22 protein-coding genes are annotated in these 16,258 nt (G+C 44.6%); 11 read left to right on the plus strand and 11 right to left on the minus strand.

Annotated elements, in window-relative coordinates; genetic code table 11:
- The gene (locus VDIS_RS06475; protein WP_013336431.1) at nucleotides 1-1,410 is read right to left on the minus strand and encodes a cytochrome ubiquinol oxidase subunit I; all 1,410 of its coding nucleotides are present in this window, start codon (nucleotides 1,408-1,410) and stop codon (nucleotides 1-3) included.
- A gap of 158 nt (nucleotides 1,411-1,568) precedes the next feature.
- Nucleotides 1,569-2,888, minus strand: coding sequence for an FAD-dependent oxidoreductase (locus VDIS_RS06480; RefSeq protein WP_013336432.1), 1,320 nt, complete (start codon nucleotides 2,886-2,888; stop codon nucleotides 1,569-1,571).
- A gap of 65 nt (nucleotides 2,889-2,953) precedes the next feature.
- Between VDIS_RS06480 and VDIS_RS06485 the strand changes: the two genes are divergently transcribed.
- Nucleotides 2,954-3,514: a hypothetical protein gene (locus tag VDIS_RS06485; RefSeq protein ID WP_013336433.1), complete on the plus strand. Its 561-nt coding sequence runs from the start codon at nucleotides 2,954-2,956 to the stop codon at nucleotides 3,512-3,514.
- 48 nt (nucleotides 3,515-3,562) lie between these two features.
- Complete coding sequence (locus VDIS_RS06490; protein ID WP_013336434.1) at nucleotides 3,563-5,125, plus strand: APC family permease; 1,563 nt, start codon at nucleotides 3,563-3,565, stop codon at nucleotides 5,123-5,125.
- A 2-nt stretch (nucleotides 5,126-5,127) separates the two neighbouring features.
- Here VDIS_RS06490 and VDIS_RS06495 read toward each other — a convergent pair whose 3' ends face one another.
- Entirely contained in the window at nucleotides 5,128-5,418 is a 291-nt protein-coding gene (locus VDIS_RS06495; RefSeq protein WP_013336435.1) for a hypothetical protein, read from the minus strand.
- Between the two features lie 123 nt (nucleotides 5,419-5,541).
- Between VDIS_RS06495 and VDIS_RS06500 the strand changes: the two genes are divergently transcribed.
- Genes VDIS_RS06500 through VDIS_RS06520 form a run of 5 tightly spaced genes read left to right on the plus strand, consistent with a single transcriptional unit; the run spans nucleotide 5,542 to nucleotide 9,239 of the window.
- Nucleotides 5,542-6,783, plus strand: a complete 1,242-nt coding sequence (locus VDIS_RS06500) for an Nre family DNA repair protein (protein WP_013336436.1) — start codon at nucleotides 5,542-5,544, stop codon at nucleotides 6,781-6,783.
- A complete protein-coding gene (locus tag VDIS_RS06505) occupies nucleotides 6,784-7,614 on the plus strand; it encodes an SPL family radical SAM protein (protein ID WP_013336437.1) in 831 nt (276 codons plus the stop codon).
- 51 nt (nucleotides 7,615-7,665) lie between these two features.
- Nucleotides 7,666-7,917: a hypothetical protein gene (locus tag VDIS_RS06510; RefSeq protein WP_013336438.1), complete on the plus strand. Its 252-nt coding sequence runs from the start codon at nucleotides 7,666-7,668 to the stop codon at nucleotides 7,915-7,917.
- Nucleotides 7,907-8,326: a type II toxin-antitoxin system VapC family toxin gene (locus VDIS_RS06515; RefSeq protein ID WP_013336439.1), complete on the plus strand. Its 420-nt coding sequence runs from the start codon at nucleotides 7,907-7,909 to the stop codon at nucleotides 8,324-8,326. Before VDIS_RS06510 ends, VDIS_RS06515 begins: the two co-directional genes overlap by 11 nt.
- Nucleotides 8,327-8,384: 58 nt before the next feature.
- Nucleotides 8,385-9,239, plus strand: coding sequence for a hypothetical protein (locus tag VDIS_RS06520; RefSeq protein WP_013336440.1), 855 nt, complete (start codon nucleotides 8,385-8,387; stop codon nucleotides 9,237-9,239).
- An 18-nt stretch (nucleotides 9,240-9,257) separates the two neighbouring features.
- Here VDIS_RS06520 and VDIS_RS06525 read toward each other — a convergent pair whose 3' ends face one another.
- Nucleotides 9,258-10,052 carry a nicotinamide mononucleotide deamidase-related protein gene (locus VDIS_RS06525; RefSeq protein WP_013336441.1) on the minus strand — a complete coding sequence of 265 codons (795 nt, stop codon included), beginning with the start codon at nucleotides 10,050-10,052 and terminating at the stop codon, nucleotides 9,258-9,260.
- A 96-nt stretch (nucleotides 10,053-10,148) separates the two neighbouring features.
- On the opposite strand from VDIS_RS06525, the gene VDIS_RS06530 reads away from it, so the two are divergent.
- Nucleotides 10,149-10,394, plus strand: coding sequence for a hypothetical protein (locus VDIS_RS06530; protein ID WP_013336442.1), 246 nt, complete (start codon nucleotides 10,149-10,151; stop codon nucleotides 10,392-10,394).
- 14 nt (nucleotides 10,395-10,408) lie between these two features.
- On the opposite strand, the gene VDIS_RS06535 is transcribed toward VDIS_RS06530, so the two are convergent.
- On the minus strand, nucleotides 10,409-11,167 hold the full coding sequence (locus tag VDIS_RS06535) for a recombinase family protein (protein WP_052885790.1): 759 nt from the start codon (nucleotides 11,165-11,167) through the stop codon (nucleotides 10,409-10,411).
- A gap of 126 nt (nucleotides 11,168-11,293) precedes the next feature.
- On the opposite strand from VDIS_RS06535, the gene VDIS_RS06540 reads away from it, so the two are divergent.
- Both VDIS_RS06540 and VDIS_RS06545 read left to right on the plus strand, forming a co-directional pair.
- Complete coding sequence (locus tag VDIS_RS06540) at nucleotides 11,294-12,229, plus strand: D-2-hydroxyacid dehydrogenase (RefSeq protein ID WP_013336444.1); 936 nt, start codon at nucleotides 11,294-11,296, stop codon at nucleotides 12,227-12,229.
- A 154-nt stretch (nucleotides 12,230-12,383) separates the two neighbouring features.
- Nucleotides 12,384-12,659, plus strand: coding sequence for a hypothetical protein (locus tag VDIS_RS06545; RefSeq protein WP_013336445.1), 276 nt, complete (start codon nucleotides 12,384-12,386; stop codon nucleotides 12,657-12,659).
- Between the two features lie 4 nt (nucleotides 12,660-12,663).
- Here VDIS_RS06545 and VDIS_RS06550 read toward each other — a convergent pair whose 3' ends face one another.
- Nucleotides 12,664-12,993 (minus strand): DsrE family protein, encoded by a 330-nt coding sequence (locus VDIS_RS06550; RefSeq protein ID WP_013336446.1) that lies wholly within the window; start codon nucleotides 12,991-12,993, stop codon nucleotides 12,664-12,666.
- Between the two features lie 53 nt (nucleotides 12,994-13,046).
- On the opposite strand from VDIS_RS06550, the gene VDIS_RS06555 reads away from it, so the two are divergent.
- Complete coding sequence (locus VDIS_RS06555) at nucleotides 13,047-13,787, plus strand: substrate-binding domain-containing protein (protein ID WP_013336447.1); 741 nt, start codon at nucleotides 13,047-13,049, stop codon at nucleotides 13,785-13,787.
- Between the two features lie 2 nt (nucleotides 13,788-13,789).
- On the opposite strand, the gene VDIS_RS06560 is transcribed toward VDIS_RS06555, so the two are convergent.
- The 5 genes from VDIS_RS06560 to VDIS_RS06580 form a co-directional block, all read right to left on the minus strand.
- Nucleotides 13,790-14,239, minus strand: a complete 450-nt coding sequence (locus VDIS_RS06560; protein WP_013336448.1) for a type II toxin-antitoxin system VapC family toxin — start codon at nucleotides 14,237-14,239, stop codon at nucleotides 13,790-13,792.
- Complete coding sequence (locus VDIS_RS06565) at nucleotides 14,236-14,463, minus strand: type II toxin-antitoxin system CcdA family antitoxin (RefSeq protein WP_013336449.1); 228 nt, start codon at nucleotides 14,461-14,463, stop codon at nucleotides 14,236-14,238. The genes VDIS_RS06560 and VDIS_RS06565 overlap by 4 nt, the downstream gene beginning before the upstream one ends.
- A 68-nt stretch (nucleotides 14,464-14,531) precedes the next feature.
- Nucleotides 14,532-15,389 (minus strand): TIM barrel protein, encoded by an 858-nt coding sequence (locus VDIS_RS06570; protein WP_013336450.1) that lies wholly within the window; start codon nucleotides 15,387-15,389, stop codon nucleotides 14,532-14,534.
- Between the two features lie 72 nt (nucleotides 15,390-15,461).
- Nucleotides 15,462-15,827, minus strand: coding sequence for a nucleotidyltransferase domain-containing protein (locus VDIS_RS06575; RefSeq protein ID WP_013336451.1), 366 nt, complete (start codon nucleotides 15,825-15,827; stop codon nucleotides 15,462-15,464).
- Complete coding sequence (locus VDIS_RS06580; protein ID WP_013336452.1) at nucleotides 15,794-16,222, minus strand: HEPN domain-containing protein; 429 nt, start codon at nucleotides 16,220-16,222, stop codon at nucleotides 15,794-15,796. The genes VDIS_RS06575 and VDIS_RS06580 overlap by 34 nt, the downstream gene beginning before the upstream one ends.
- Nucleotides 16,223-16,258 lie beyond the last annotated feature (36 nt).

Consider the following 16,258-nt stretch of genomic DNA (forward strand, 5'->3'; position numbering starts at 1 on the left):
TCAGTACTCCACAGCCTTTACCTCAGTCTCTACGTACTTAGGCGCCCTCCTTAGGTATAGGTAGACCATGAACACCGCTAGTGACGGCATGGCAATCTCAACAATTAATACAAGCACAGCCAACCAAACTGGGAAGTAGAGCGTTGGGTTCAGTAAACCACCTGGTCCAACGGGTACGCCAGTAATTATTGGTGGACTGCCATTTGGATTGGGGTCTGCCTGAACGAGTATGAATGGGTACCTACCTGACTCAGCTGAAACCGCGCCGCCTATCGAAGCGAAGGCTGCGAAGAAGGGCATTAGATAAACGCCACTCCTCTCGAAGAAGTTCGCTAAAGCCCTGGCCCAGCTAAAGCTACCGAAGAAGCCAGGGAATAGGTACCAAAGCGACAGCGCACCGCTCCAAATACCGAGTAATATTCCGAATATTACCATGAAGACCCAGTAGAAAATAAATACGAAGGCCGGTGGCCTCTCATAAGCTGGCCAACTGAAGTAGCCCCAGAATGCGTGATTAAACGTACCATACGCTAGGAAGCTTGTTAGTGGGTCAACCTTGAGGCCGCTCCAGAACATACCCTCAAGAGCCGCCAGCTTAAGTGGGTCATCCTGTAAAACGAGCTCACCCTGTAGATGCCCAAGCACGAATCCCTGTATTGCCGTTAGTATGGCCATGGTGGGAACGAGGATCTTAAGCATCATCAACCTCTCCGGCTTCTTATCACGTATGTAGAAGTATAGGTATATTGCTGCTATTATTGACCAGGTAAGTATTACCGCGGCTAGTATACCATGGAATATGAAGACATTGGCACCCCACCAGAACATATTCCAGGCATCGGCTGGTGAGGCCCACTTAACCACGTAATCCGTTAAGCCAACCACGTTCTGTCCAGTGGCCTGATATAGATTGATTACTTCGAGTCCTGGTGGCCTCATGCTTAATGATGCCATGACCGCTAATATGTTGTAGGCACTATAGTAACCACCAAATGCTGCGGCTATACCTATTATCCAGTGAAGGACCTGGTTCTTAATCTTATTCCACGTAAATACGTAGAGTGGTAATATGATTACCTCCGTTAAGAAGGCAAATAACTCCAGGTAGAATGGAAGTACTATTGCCTCGCCAATAAGTGATATGAAATTGCTCCATAAAGTGACCAATCCGAATTCCACTAATGTGCCGAAGGCGGCGCCAACGCCGAAGAATATCGTTGATATTACTGAGAATGTTCTGGCAGTATTATACCAGAACTGATTATGGCTTCTGATGTATAGGTACTCGGCAACCACTGCCAGGAGTATTGTGCCAAGGAAACTTGATGCCATTGCTAAATGAGCTAAAACGCCAACCGCAGTAACAACCCTAACATCAGTTGGCGCCCCAAGTATGGGTTGATCCACCATCGTATGTAATTAATGAAAATTAACAATTTATATCTTGGTGCATCTTATATTTTCACTTAAATAGGCATATGTATGTTCACTAAAAATACTAGCATTTAATTATAAATATTTAAATTTATTTACATTTAAATAAATTTATTTAAATATAAAAGAATACATCAACCCCTAAGAAACTGTCTCGCGGCAATTATTAATGGATCCCAAACCTGAGTTACGGCAGGTAAGTAGGCTAGGTCACTCATGAATAGATCCTCAACAGTTGCTCCCCTGCCCATTAACGCGGCTAACGTGTCAATTTTACCGAGTACGTAAGAGCCATCATCACCAAGCACCTGAGCACCTATAATTCTCATGGTGTTTTTATCCACGATTAGCTTTATTGTCACATAGCCACCACCTGGGTAATACCTAGCCCTTGTCCTGGCAGTTATTGTGGCACCTTCCGCCTTAAATCCATGTCTAAGCGCCTCCTGCGTTGTTAGGCCTGCACTTGCTATGTATAGGTTCATGAACCTAGTCATTGAGGTACCAACAACGCCAGGGAAGACCATGGACCTACCAGCTATGTTACTACCTGCTACGAACCCCATCTTATTAGCCGTGGTCCCAAAGGGGTGCCAATAGGGCTTACCTGTTATTAAGTTCCTTGTCTCAGCCGTATCACCTGCCGCGTACACGTTCTCTAGGCTGGTCTTCATATGTTCATCAACCCAGACAGCCCCCGTCTCACCAATCCGTAAATTAAGCTGCTTAGCCAGTTCCACATTTGGCTTTATGCCCGTTGCTAATACCACGGCATCAACAACGTACTTACCACCATCAGTAACTATCACCTGCTTGCCACCCTGGCTGTTAATCTCGAGCACCTTCTCATTCAATCGCAACTTTACACCATGCTTAATTAACTCATTCTTAACGGCTTCACCTATATCCTCATCCAGGGACTTACGCAATGGATAACCAGACCTACCAATCATTAGCACATCCTTGCCCCTAAACCTAAATGCCTCGGCAACCTCAAGCCCAATATAGCCAGTACCGATGATGCCAATGCTATTCATGGAATAGAGAATCTCCCTTAATCTTGCAGCATCGGCTGGGTGGTGCACCGTGAATACGTGACTCCCCTCAATTGGTATGCTTGGTATTGCTGGAACAGCGCCCGTGGCAAGCACTAGGTAGTCCCATTGCACCTTGTTACCCTTATCCGTAACCACGTAGTTCGGGCCGACCTCAATGACTGCTTCACTAACCCTAACATCAATACCTCTCTCCCTCCGGAAGTAATCCGGTGTATAATGCATGAATAATTCGTAATTATCAAATAGGCCCTCAAGGTAGTACGGAATTCCACAGGGCGCGTGGCTAACCATGCTTGTCCTCTCAAAGACAACAACCTCAAGATCACGCCTCAACCTCCTTATTCTAGATGCTGCGCTCATGCCTGCAGCGCCGCCACCAATTATTACGACCCTCATACTGCCGTGAATTAAGAAAGAAAAAATAAATTATACCCTTTTAAATCCAGCATGCGTGGATTCAAATGCATGATGGCAATACCAATGATAAATTATCGAAGATAATCGATATGATGAGGGAGCTCGAGAGGTACCTAGCCATTTTATACGGCATAGCCGCCTCAAGCACCAATGAACCATTTATAAGCGCAATAATGAGGAAGATAAGCATTGAATCGGCAATGCATAATTATATATTAACGACGATAAAGGAGCTGATCCGTGAATGCCCGCCAAAGAAGGTCTTTGACATGGAGACATTGGCATCACTGCAGGGAAGTATTGAGGAGGCAATAACACATACTAAGTCATTAATTGATTACATAAACTCAATGGAGAAGGTTCATTATGACACAACGAACGTAATAATTGATAAGTTAAATGAGTTGGAGGATTACGAGGATAATGCGGTGAGAGTCTACAGTTTTCTATTGAGGAGCTACCTACCGATTACAAGTACAAGAATGGATGCTAGACATAGGGCAGCCTCGAAGCTCATAGTTAAGTTGCTTAAGGGTATATCAGACGATGAGAAGCACCATAGTGAGCTTCTCCAGGTTATTAGGGAATACTCACTAAAGCGTTAATTTGCCTAATACAGAAAGGAATTAAAGTGCTTAGTCCAGGTCGAGACCGTGAAGAGACCAGGGCTTTTCCTTAGGGAGTCCACGGGACTTGTTAGGGAGATTGGTCCCTGGACAGCCCTGCTCATGAATACTGCATTCATTGCCTTCCAGTCAGGGTTTATACTGTTGGTATCTAGTATGTTCAATTTCCCTTTGGGAAATCCATTAATGGCTATAGTAATTAGTGCATTATTATTCCTACCACTAACAATATTGCTCAATAGGGTTGGCATCACGTATTACAGGACAGCTAGTGACTACATATTCATAACGAGGAATCTACACCCATCCGTAGGCTTTGCCACAATGTTTATGTTCGTGATTGATCAAATGTTCTTTAACGCCGTATTAATAAGCCTCGGTTTAATCACAGGACTAGCACCTGCGATGATCGCCATTGGCCTTTCAAATAATGCACCCTACCTAATATCCCTTGGCAACTCACTAATGAGTAATCCATTAATGATATTCATAATGGGCTCCATGATATTCGCAATCATTGTATTAATTAACATAGCATCATCAAGGGCAGGTACGTATTTAGCATCGGCAATCTCATTATTTGGCATAATAACATTTGCATTAACAATAATATTATTTTACGTGTACGCGCCGCAAATAATTAACGCAGTAAATACCGCAGCGCCCAATATATTGAGTCAGGCTGTTTCTGTATCGAGAGAATTACCGAGTAATGGCGTTATTATGGATACGATATACCTAATACCGTACCTAGCCTACGTATTTCCCTTCGTAAACTTCATACTATCAGTTGGCGGTGAGGTTAGGAGGGGTAACGCGGTGCCCATTGCCATATTTGGAACCTACGCCATAAGCACCGCATTCCTAATACTCAGCGTGTGGGTTACGGTTTCGTCATTAGGTATTAATAAGTTGAATGGGTTATTTGCAATATACTACGGCCTAGCCAGCGGTGTTTCATGGCCAAGCTCATTACCGCCGCCATACCCACAGGCCTTGCTCATAATGGCGTTGAGGAACCCCGTGCTTCAGTGGTTGATAGCCATTGGCTCATTTACCTGGTATGTAAATGTCGTCTCAGTACTGGTGATACAAATAGCAAGGTACATCCTCGCCCTATCCTTCGATAGGGTATTACCATCAGTTCTCGCATACGTAAGCCCGAGGACCCACACACCAATTATTGCCCACGTAACGGACCTAGTAATAACCCTAGTAATAATGTACCTGTACAACTTCAGTATAGTCCCGTTATTATCAGCTACGATGGACGTAAGCACCCTGGTAACAATACTCATGTACTTCATGGTAATAACCATAACAGCCATAGTGCTTGGTATAAGGACAGGGACGATGAGGACTGCAGTACTTGGTATCTACATGACCGCATTATTCGCATGGATTGCCTATGAGGAAGTCATGAACCCAATGGCATACCTATTCGTACCATCAATAAACACCTACATAATAGGATTCTTCGCGGCACTATTCGTAATCGGCATCACGATTTACTACGCAGTCAGACTTTATAGGCTTAAGAGGGAGAGCATTGACATAAACATGCTATTCAAGGAGATACCGCCTGAATGAACTTAATTCACCTCCATCGTAAATGCATCAATTATTTTACCACCCCTAATCCTAATGACCGTTTCAAGGGACTTATCCCTAACAATTACGGTTATCACACCATACTCATAATCAATAAACGACGCCCTCCAATCATAATTAAGCTCCACTAACTCACCATCCTTCCAAACACCAATCACACTAGGATCGGCATGAACTACAGACATACCATTACCCACAACGCACCTCCTCCTAACCAACTTAACGAAATAACCAAGTCCACTGGCCACCAACACCTCCCTGTTACACCTCATTAACTCACCCAATTCTTTAACATGGACTTGACGTAAGGATTCACGAAGCGCCTTTTAAGGGTTCCCACTCAGGGAGAGAATAATCGAAACGCCTATATAGCGCTAAGGCGTTAGTTATCTGAAGTGCGGATAAACCCAGCACTATGCATTAGGTGTAGGGGGGAATATAACCTATGTGGCCTATCCTACTGTCCAGTCCTGGCGGAATTACGTGCAAAGTACACGCTTAAGAATGTCGTTAATAGGGAGCGTGTTGATGGGTCTTCACCGCCAAGCATATTTGTTGGGCGTATTGGATATCCGAAGGTTAATGTCTATCCAGCGATACCGCCTATTCATGGCGATACCAGCAATCTTGAGAACCCAAAGACCTGGCTGAATATGAAGCTCGAGGACTTCATATCAAGTAGGCTATCATTAATTAGGGGGTCTATCAAGGTCAGGGTTGGGGACGCTAGGAACCCGCCCAGGGCGCTCCATGATGTGCAGGTCATGGCATTATCAAGCGGGCCGGTGGATTCTGAGTTAGTGCTTGAGAGGCCTGTGGGTGTTAGGTACGTGTTTGACGAGCACTCACCACCCTTTGGACCATCATCACCACTGCGGGAGTTAAAGGTGGACTCATTACCGCCACCGCCGAGGATTGTTGATAAGGTATACAGCGACACTGATCTGAATGCTACGGAGGCCATTTGGAGTCTATATAGCCATGGTATTGACGTGCACCACATATCAAGGCTATTAAGCGTTGGCGCCCTTGGTGTTGGTAAGAGGAGGAGGCTAGTGCCGACTAGGTGGTCGATAACCGCCGTTGATAAGCATGTCTCCGATAAATTACTCAGTGAGGTTCGCGATTACCCACTTATAAGTGAGTATAGGGTTTACGTAAGGAGCATCAGGGATAACACATTCATAGGAATTCTCGCACCACACACCTGGCTCTATGAGTGGGCTGAGGCTTGGTGGCCTGGCTCGACATGGAATGTGTGGGGTGGTGATGTGGTTCTTGAGCTTGATTATGAGGGTTATTGGGGTCGTGATGATTACCCATCAATAGGTGGTTGTTACTATGCGGCTAGGATAGCAGTACTTGAGGCGTTACGCTCAATGCGTAGGCAGGCTGCGGTGATATTATGGCGTGAGATTTACCCAGGCTTTAACCTGCCCATTGGTGTTTGGTGGGTTAGGGAGAATATTAGGGCTATGTTCAATGGTCCATACGAGAGGTTTTACGATCTAAGGGATGCCCTTAATTACGTGGCTGGCTTCCTAAGGCTACCAATAAGTACCTGGGTATCTAGGTCTTACGTGATTAAGGTCCTAACTAAGCAATCAAGCCTAGTTAATTGGTTGGGCGGTAGGTAAATGAATAACATAATTAAATTGGGCAATACCATTGTGAGGGAGATAAGGGTTAAGACTGCATTATCAAGGTCGGGCCTGCCGGAGTACGACTATGCACTAAACCCATACCTTGGTTGTCAGCATGGCTGTGTTTATTGCTATGCCATGGACTTCACGAAGGGCGAGCCAGGCATTAAGTGGGGTGAGGTAGTCTATGTCAAGGTTAACTTAATACAAGCGCTACTGAGAGACATCAGGAGATTTAAGCCAGGCATTGTCGGTGTGTCCACAATAACTGACCCGTACCAACCCGTGGAGTCCAGGTATAAATTAACCAGGAGAGCCATTGAAGTACTATGTAATGCAGGCTACCACGTTAGTATCCAGACTAAGTCAGCATTAATCATTAGGGATTTAGACGTAATTAATAAGTGCAGTAAGTCAATCGATGTGGGTTTCACAATAACCACAATGAGGAATACTTACAGAATCATAGAACCAATGGCCGCACACCCAATGGCAAGGGCATCGGCACTCAGGAAAATAGCCAGCCTAGGCATCGAGACCTGGATATTCCTGGGCCCACTAATACCCGGTATAAACGATAAGGTGGAGGATTACGAATCAGTGATACGCCTAGCCAAGGAAACAAACTCGCAGGTAATAATCGATAGGTTCAGGCCAAGATCAGTCGTAATCAAGTTCATGAGCAGGAGGTTAAGCCCCATATACCCAGTGACCAGGGATTGGTGGATCAAGACCCTAAACTCAATAATGAAAATATGTAGGGACTACGGTGTTAACTGTATCACGGCAGAGGATGAATGGGAAGCAAGCCGAAAAATGAGGTAAGCACTAGGTTAATGTGGGAAGATTTAAAAAATGTGGGTCTATTAATGCTTAATGGGGAGTGTGGTTAAAATAGACAATAGGGGTAGAATTAGGCTGCCTGGAAGACTTGCTAAGTATGGCTCAGTGATTATAATTGATGTGGGTGAGTATTTCATAGGCATACCCATACCTAAGGATCCATTAACTGCAACATCTGGTATCATAAAGAGTGAGAAGAGTGTTGGAGAATTGAAAAAAGAGGCTGAGGAAGAGGCCGCTAAGGACGCCTTGGAAAGGGCTAGGAGGATGGGTCATGCTGATTGAGACGGACGTATTAGTGGCCCATTTAAAGGATAAGGATTGGCTTAAGAATGTGGCTGATAGGTTATTGCTACGTGTTGCCAATGGGGATTTCGGTGAGGTCTTGGTAAGTAGGGAGGTTATTCATGAGATTTATTATGTGTTAAGCCGTGCTGGACTTAGTAAGCGTGAGATACTGAATAGGGTTGGTGCATTAACGCAGATACCAAACCTTAAATGGATTCCAACAACTGTGGACATAGACCTACTAGCCTTGGCCCTAATGGATCAGTATGGCCTTACATCAATTTTTGATGCTTATAACGCAGCCACATGCCTATTGTACGATAGGGATAGGAAGATAATATCCACGGACAGCGTGTATGATAGGGTTGTGGGCCTGGCTAGAATTGATCCTAGGAGTCTCGTTTAGTGTTGCGTACTTAGAAACCTTTATTAATTAGGTCGTTGACTCACACTCGGCGAATTCAGTGGCTCAGGTTGGGAATGAGGAGCAAATAATTAGGGAGATAATGAATGCGTTGTCGGGTTCTGCGCGTTATATGGCTGATGAGATTAAGGGCACGTTCTCTAAGTACGTTGACATTTACAGAAGCGTCTCAGGCTTCGAGACGCAACAGGTTAGCCTTGGCACTGTTGAGAATAAGAGGGTCTTCCTAATTCAATCATCAATCACGGAACCCAATTATGACCCAAATAATTACCTCGTGAACGCCTTCAAAAACTTCTTCAACATTAATGAGAATTTCTACCCAACATACCTAATGGGCGGTATTGAATGTTACATGCAGTCAACACCGAGTGAGTCTACGGGCGTTAAGGTTAGTGGTTCAATGGTATCCATCTATAATGGTGTTGAGAGTGTCGAGGATAAGGACATGGGCCAGGTGGTTTGTGCTAAGAAGGCCAGTATTAAGTTCTCAGACAATGTGACCAGCGAGGTAAGTGCTAGCCCTGGCGATTTATTTAGGGCCGCCTTTGACGTAATTAATAGCGTTAGGAGTAGGTTTGGTAATATTCGTGACGATTTCGTAAATACCTACGGCTTCGAGCCGGGCGACATAACATTAACGGGTAACGAGGTTATGCTCAGCACGTTGTTTGACCTGAGCATGTCAAGTACGATGAGGGATTATATACAAAGAGTCTTCTCAAGTATTGTTCCGGGACAAGCACCAGAATTAATGGGTTTAGGCCTACTTTGTGGTGCACAGCCTGACCTCGTCTTCTCATACGATGATATGGAGAGAATACTCGTACTTGGTCACCCGCATAAGGTTAGCTCTGGCGATTGCCTTAAGTACTCAATAATTAAGTACGCGTGATTTTACCGTAACTTGATGTCACGCACTTAAAACCTCACCACCTTTTTCCCTTATTGCCGATATGAGGAAGTTAAGGACCCTATTAATCTCATCCTCAGCGCTCTTAATATCTTCAGAGCTAACATACACGTGAACCTCAACTAATGGAGCCCTAATCTCATGGCCCTTGGGGTGGCTTTTGATGTATATTCTATTGCTCATCTTCATACCCTTCTCAATTATTGGCGCTAGGTCAGCCTCGGGGACTCCCTTAACTGTTATCGATTTCTCAACGAAATGAAGCCTAGGCCCCATCTCACGTAGTCTTGGCTCCACGTAATTCTCAAATATCGCCATCATTTCAGCTGGGACTCCAGGTAACGCAATAATAATCGTGTTACCCTCCTCAACCCAAATACCTGGTGCAGTACCAACGGGATTCGGCAATGGCTTAGCGCCCTCGGGCATTTTTGCCTGCTTAAGCCTAGGCTCAGTAAGCTCTAGACCTCTTGATTTAAATGTCTCAACCACGAGCCTAAGCGCCTCATCATTAATCACATACTTCCTATTCAAGGCCTTAGCCAGGTACTCGCTTGTCCTGTCATCAAATGTTGGTCCTAAACCACCTGTTGAAATAACAACCCTAATACCTCTCTTAATGGCATCTCTGAACACCTCAACTTCATCCTCCTCACTATCCGGCACGGTTATTATCCTCCTAACGTCATAGCCAAGAAGTGTTAGCTTTCTTGCGAGCCATGAAGCGTTTGTGTTTACGGTCTTTCCAATGAGTAATTCATTACCTATTGATATGATCCATGCCGTATAACTCATTGTAATTAGCGCTTAAGACCCACTTAAAATGCCTTTGTAGTGGTTAACAAGGACATGTTAATAAATGGGTTAGTAATTATTGTACTCTGATTTAGTATGAGGAGGTTCGCAATAATAATCCTGGACTTGGATGATGTACATCCTGAGGAGGACGATAAGGTTCGCCTAATTAGGATGATTGAGGAATCCCTACAGTGGTGGCATGGCTACCTGGGGCAGAGCGATAGGTTGGGGCTTGATAAGTGGAAGGTTTATTACGTTGAGTGGGGTGATGAATTAATGGTTGCCAGGGTGCTCAACGCACTTGGTAAGTTTAGGGAATACATAAAGGGCGAGTTGTGACTATGGTGTTAAAATCATTCAATTCTTGCTTCCTCATAACCACAATTAGGGCAGTGAAGCACGTACTTAATGCCATACTTACCATCAACCTGGATCAATGCCTTATCAGCAATAACCATCCTATGCAGACAGCGTGGGCATGTGTAATTACCCCTATAACCATGCTTACTTAATATCCTCCTCACTGCATAAAGGCTAATACCCAACTTAGTCGATATAGCCCTTTGACTCAAGCCCTCACTATATAGTCTTAAAACCTCCCTAACTAATTCGCTCGGCATTAAGTCTACCTTAGAGACAATCTTACCCTCAGCCCTAAGCCTCTCCATTGCTGCCCTAGTCCTCTGCCTAATGAACTCCCTCTCCATGGATGCCACGAAGGCCAATACAGTCCTTAAGAACTGCCTATATGCACCATCCAGGTTTTGAAGCACAGCCTCCTTCTCACTGGTACTAACTATGAGCAGACCAAGCCGATTCTCAACGATATCTAAGAGCCTAAAGAGCTCCTGGAAATTCCTAACGAGCCTCGATGTTTCATAGACCAGGAGAACCATTGGTCTAGGGCTAAGTGCATTACCCTCAATGTCACTGATTAAATTCCTAAAGGCTGGCCTATCCATTATCGGTGAGGCCCCACTAACTGCCTCATCAATGTAGAACTTCAATATATGAAAACCCCTTGACCCACTCCACCGCTTTAGATACTCAACCTGGTTAGTTGGGTCCTGCATCTCAGTGGATACTCTAACGTATGCTACAGCAGGAATCACAACAACGGATTTATTGTAAATGCCTTTTAAATGATACACCAAGATATTATCAACTGCGAAGTATTCCTCGATTTATAAATAATATAGATAATAATGCTTAAAAACCATAGCCTATTTAGCCGATAAATGGTTAAGGCCTTAATAACGGACCCAGTGGATGAGTACATAATCAACGAGTTGAGTAAGCATGGCGTGACTGTTGATTATAGGCCAGGCATTAATAGGGATGATTTATTGAAGGTTGTTGGGGATTATGAAATTTTAGTAGTTAGGAGTAGGACAAAGGTCACTAAGGAGGTTATTGATGCGGCCGGTAGGTTAAGGGTGATAGCTAGGGCTGGTGTTGGGCTGGATAACATTGACGTGGATTATGCCAGGTTAAGGGGTATTGAGGTAATCAATGCGCCTGAGGGATCTACTCAATCAGTGGCGGAGCTGACCATAGGCTTAATGATCGCCGCAGCAAGGCTTGTGGCTCTGCAGGATAGGTTAGTTAAGGGTGGTGAGTGGCCGAAGGGTAAGTATGTCGGTAGTGAATTATTCGGGAAGGTACTTGGTATAATTGGGTTTGGCAGGATTGGACAGAGGGTCGCTGAGTTAGCTAGGGCTATAGGCATGAATATTCAGGCATATGATATAGTCGACATGAGAGATAAGGCATTAAAGCTCGGTGTTGATTTCGTAGATTTCGAGACACTGATTAGGAGTAGTGATTTCATAACAATACACGTATCCTTAACACCAAGTGCAAAGTACATGATTGGTGAGCGGGAGTTTCAGATGATGAAGGATGGCGTAATAATAATCAATACGTCCAGGGGCGAGGTAATAGATACAAGGGCATTACTCAAGGCGCTCAACGATGGTAAGGTGGCTGCCGCAGCTCTTGACGTGCTTGAACATGAGCCGCCCAGGGAGCCTTGGGAAATAGAACTTGTTAAGCACCCAAGGGTCATAATAACACCGCACATAGGCGCAGAGACCAGGGAGGCTCAAAGAAGGATTGCGGAAATACTCGTGAACAAAATAGTGAATTACCTAATGAGCAATAACATTAAGTGATTCAAGACAATGTTTGACAGGGGGACCTGACGACACGCATCATCGTGGGCTTTTCAAGCCCTCTCCGCGGTCATGCCTAGGAATTATTGGAGGTTTATTTTCGTTTCTCCGTATTACTGTAAAAGTTTTATACCATGCCAGCGCATGCGTATTGATGGTTGACGTAAATAGTATTGTAAATAGGATAATGGGTATTGCCAGGGAATTGGGTATTACCGCATCAGTTGAGGAGTATGGGCGTGAGAAGGTCGTGATTCTTGAACTTGGTGAGGATTTCAGTATATATGTTTCCGTAGTGTGTAATAATGAATGCGACATTGAATATGCTATTGGTGATGAAAACTTCACGTTTAGGCCTGGGAGTATTAATTTATTGCGAAGAGCTGTGGAAATCATTGAGAGGATAAATGATGAAGTCACCAAGGCATAAACCGTCATAACTTTAGGTATACCCAACCCTCTGCCTGTTTACGTACAATTTCAGCGACACCAGCATTCACAATTTTAACGCCATCTATTAACTGATCCTCCGTTATGTTTCTACTCCTCATTGAATTCCTGCAGGCGACTATCACGACACCACGCCTCATCAGATCCCTTATCCGATCCTCAACAGTGCTGCCCCTAACAACGGCATTTATTGCGGATTGATGAAAAACAACCTCAACCTCTGCATCGGGTATTTCATTTATTAGGTTGTTGCATGAGGTTAGTGCCTGGTCCACGTTGTTAATATCCGAAACCTGTACCACGACTCTCAGCATCGAAATCACACCGAGAAACTAACTTAAAGGACTTCCCCGGCTAATCGTGATTAATGAGTGAGGCTGACATAACTCTACCTGGCTTTAACATCATAAGTGATGTAAAGGGTGTGTTGAGCGGTGTTAGGATGAGTTTGGCAGGCAATCAATGGTTTGTTATTGACGAGTTAATTAAATTTCTAAAGTCCATGGGGTTTAACGTGTATGTTGAGACCATACCACCAGGTCTTGTATTAAGGAGAGCATTGGGTGAGCCCCTCGTTATTGGTGGTTTGGTTATTGACGTTAAGCCGGAAATAGTATCATTACCAACAAGCATGCTTAATGGGTTAACGGTCAAGGATAAGTTTGATTACGTTGAGAATGACTTAGCAATAGTGTATGTTGGTGAGCCTGTGAATGATTGGTGTGAGTTGAGGAATAGGAGGGTTGCAATTCCGAACCCAGTCACGGAGGGCATTGGTGCATTGTTTAGGGAATTATGCACTGAGTACTGTGGTGATTACTCAGAATTTATTGGTAGAGGCTCAGTGTACCTAACGAGGATACACCATAGGGAAATACCTGAATTACTCCGTAATGGGTTAATTGATGCGGGGGTTGTTTGGAGGACAGAGGCGATTTACTGGGGCTTTAAATATACGGTGCCCATTAGGAATAGGGTTAGTAGGTTATCCTTCGCGTTAATGCCGTGGGCAGGTAATGACGCTATTAAGGTCTTCGAACTTTTACGTAGCGACGATGTTAGGCGTATGTATGAGAAGTACGGGTTTAGGTGGATTGCAAAGCCCTAGATTCATTGCTTATTCCTACCTATGAAAATATCGCTGGATTTAACCGTTACATCCTTATGAAGCAATTCAATAATTGCTTTTCTATTATCATTAATCACCTTAATTAATTTCTTATCATCAGTTACCAACGTTAAATCCTCCTCAGATGCCACAGTGACGTAAGCGGCATCATAATACGTCAACCTGATTTTCATTGCTAGATTAAGCACCAACTCGGGATTCTTTGGCTTAACAATATTCATATAACTAAAAATTTTAAGCATATCTTTATACATAGTTAAAGCCTCGTCCTCTACTAAATACTTAAGCAACGCGGTTTCCCTCCAAATCGCATTACCAACCTCATATATTGTTAAGTCAAGCACATAATTATTGCGTAAAACTTTTACTGCATCTCTCCTTAAATACTTAGTTATATTCATAATTGACGAAGCGTCAAATAGATAACTCATCCTTCATCACGGCTTAATCTAACAGCTTTTATGATCTCCTCATCAGGTATCTTACTAAGTATTTGACCTGCTTCATCGAGAGCCCTAGCCAATTCCTCTTCCTCGGCCTTCCTGACCTCCTCTTCAAGCGCCCTCCTTATTACGTCGCTAATTGGTATATTATATTTCTTCAACTTCTCCCACAGCTCCCTCTTTATCTTTGCGGATACCGTTACGTAACCCATACAAGTATTACTATTAACGGTAGTATTATAAACCCTACCCCAATATCAATGCCTACAATACCTTCACTTCAATGCAACCCCACGAGAACATTGTTATACTTGAGCAGCATTTCCTTCATCTTAAGTGCGTCCTTCTCGAGTAGTGGCGACTCGTTTATTATGGTTATCTCAATATCTTCGCTGCCTAACTCCCTGGCGAGGGGCTCGAAGGGTGGATTATTAGTGTCAATTGGCTCATGCTCATCAACCCATTCACCCTTCCTGTACTTAACGCAGGTGAAGTGGGTGTGCATTGGTTGGTCCCCGAAGTACTCACGCCACATGTTAAGCACAGCCCTATAATCAATAGAACCACCATTCCTGGCAAACACGTGTCCCCAATCGATGACGGCAACAACCTGTGGGTGATTAATCTCCTTAACGAGCCTAAAGGTCTCTTCCAAACCGCCGAATTGGCTTTTCCTGGCCATAACCTCGAGGCCAAGCTTAACATTCTTAATATCATTCTCCTTCATCCAATCAATGATCCTGAGGACGCCATCCTTAACGGCATTATAGCACCCCTCCGGGCCAAGCTTACCGTAGTATGCCGGGTGGAAGACAACCACGGTCGCGCCCATCGCCTCGCCCCTATCAAGGGATTCCTGAAGCCTAGTTAAGCTAGCCTCAACCTTATCTCTCTCCTCACTGCATAGGTTTATGAAGTAGGGCGCATGCACGGACAGCCTAACACCAAGTTCCCTAGCAACCTCACCAGCCTCCTGCGCAGCCTCCCTGGTCATCCTAACCCCCTGCACAAACTCAACCTCCATGGCGTTCAGGCCGACCTCGCTCACGTACCTAATACCGTCTATCGTACCAGCACTCCTCTTCCTCTCCTTAGCACCTATTGGAATCCCGGCAGGTCCGAGGTATACCCTAGCCATTGAGGTAAGCATTGCGAACAAAACTAAAGAGTTTTGCCTCAGAAACCAACTCAATAGATCAAAGATAATACATTACCTCACGCACCTCCTCGCCCTAACTACCAACTCGCTTGAGATGCCCAAGTCATCCCTGAGAACAATGCCCAAGGCAATATCAAGGGCGAGCGGGTAGCACCGGTCAACGATCTTAAATACCTCATTAACATTAAATGCTAGGACCTCGACATTAGGCGGAGTATCTAAGTCAAGAAGTCTCCTATGCGGTGGCTCATTAAAGTCGCCTATAACAACGACATCGATGTCGCTATCCTCTGCGAAATCACCCCTAGCATACGAACCAACTAGGAATACCGTACCATGAACCCTATCAGCAACCTGCCTAGCCAGCTCCAATGCCCTACTCCTCAACTCCTCACGCCACTTAATAATCCCCTCCATAAATCCTCAACAAACACTATAATCCTCTCAGCAGCCTTAATAGCCATTTCCGCATCACTACGCGTAAAGTACTCATAAGGCACACCCTCACTCCATGCATCAACATACCTAGTCGGCACGTAGAACTTATCAAGAAACTTACCCAAATCCATAACATCACTGGGGACCTGAACCATCCTACCCAATTCACTAAGCAAATGAGTAATGGAGTGACCCCTCGTGGGCCTGCCAATTCCGTATAGAATAGCCTTCACGGCAAACTCCGACGCCTGATGCGCCTTGAAACACGACCAATTATAATCCCCCCTCTCCTCATCACCCCTCGCCGACTCAAGCGTTCTCCTAGCCATTAAAATCCACCTACCGAACTCCTCAACATCAACGCTAAGACTCATTACCCCTCAAAAGGCCTAGGCTGAGTTAAAAAGTGT

Origin of the sequence: Vulcanisaeta distributa DSM 14429 (genome assembly GCF_000148385.1) — an archaeon.
In the GTDB taxonomy this organism is placed as follows: Archaea; Thermoproteota; Thermoprotei; order Thermoproteales; family Thermocladiaceae; genus Vulcanisaeta; species Vulcanisaeta distributa.

Bases quoted from the DNA above. Each gene is read 5' to 3' on its own strand.
- VDIS_RS06475 (WP_013336431.1), bottom strand. From the start codon at position 1,410: ATGGTGGATCAACCCATACTTGGGGCGCCAACTGATGTTAGGGTTGTT.
- VDIS_RS06480 (WP_013336432.1), bottom strand. From the start codon at position 2,888: ATGAGGGTCGTAATAATTGGTGGCGGCGCTGCAGGCATGAGCGCAGCA.
- VDIS_RS06485 (WP_013336433.1), top strand. From the start codon at position 2,954: ATGCATGATGGCAATACCAATGATAAATTATCGAAGATAATCGATATG.
- VDIS_RS06495 (WP_013336435.1), bottom strand. From the start codon at position 5,418: ATGAGGTGTAACAGGGAGGTGTTGGTGGCCAGTGGACTTGGTTATTTC.
- VDIS_RS06505 (WP_013336437.1), top strand. From the start codon at position 6,784: ATGAATAACATAATTAAATTGGGCAATACCATTGTGAGGGAGATAAGG.
- VDIS_RS06510 (WP_013336438.1), top strand. From the start codon at position 7,666: ATGGGGAGTGTGGTTAAAATAGACAATAGGGGTAGAATTAGGCTGCCT.
- VDIS_RS06515 (WP_013336439.1), top strand. From the start codon at position 7,907: ATGCTGATTGAGACGGACGTATTAGTGGCCCATTTAAAGGATAAGGAT.
- VDIS_RS06525 (WP_013336441.1), bottom strand. From the start codon at position 10,052: ATGAGTTATACGGCATGGATCATATCAATAGGTAATGAATTACTCATT.
- VDIS_RS06530 (WP_013336442.1), top strand. From the start codon at position 10,149: ATGAGGAGGTTCGCAATAATAATCCTGGACTTGGATGATGTACATCCT.
- VDIS_RS06540 (WP_013336444.1), top strand. From the start codon at position 11,294: ATGGTTAAGGCCTTAATAACGGACCCAGTGGATGAGTACATAATCAAC.
- VDIS_RS06545 (WP_013336445.1), top strand. From the start codon at position 12,384: ATGGTTGACGTAAATAGTATTGTAAATAGGATAATGGGTATTGCCAGG.
- VDIS_RS06550 (WP_013336446.1), bottom strand. From the start codon at position 12,993: ATGCTGAGAGTCGTGGTACAGGTTTCGGATATTAACAACGTGGACCAG.
- VDIS_RS06555 (WP_013336447.1), top strand. From the start codon at position 13,047: ATGAGTGAGGCTGACATAACTCTACCTGGCTTTAACATCATAAGTGAT.
- VDIS_RS06560 (WP_013336448.1), bottom strand. From the start codon at position 14,239: ATGAGTTATCTATTTGACGCTTCGTCAATTATGAATATAACTAAGTAT.
- VDIS_RS06565 (WP_013336449.1), bottom strand. From the start codon at position 14,463: ATGGGTTACGTAACGGTATCCGCAAAGATAAAGAGGGAGCTGTGGGAG.
- VDIS_RS06570 (WP_013336450.1), bottom strand. From the start codon at position 15,389: ATGGCTAGGGTATACCTCGGACCTGCCGGGATTCCAATAGGTGCTAAG.
- VDIS_RS06575 (WP_013336451.1), bottom strand. From the start codon at position 15,827: ATGGAGGGGATTATTAAGTGGCGTGAGGAGTTGAGGAGTAGGGCATTG.
- VDIS_RS06580 (WP_013336452.1), bottom strand. From the start codon at position 16,222: ATGAGTCTTAGCGTTGATGTTGAGGAGTTCGGTAGGTGGATTTTAATG.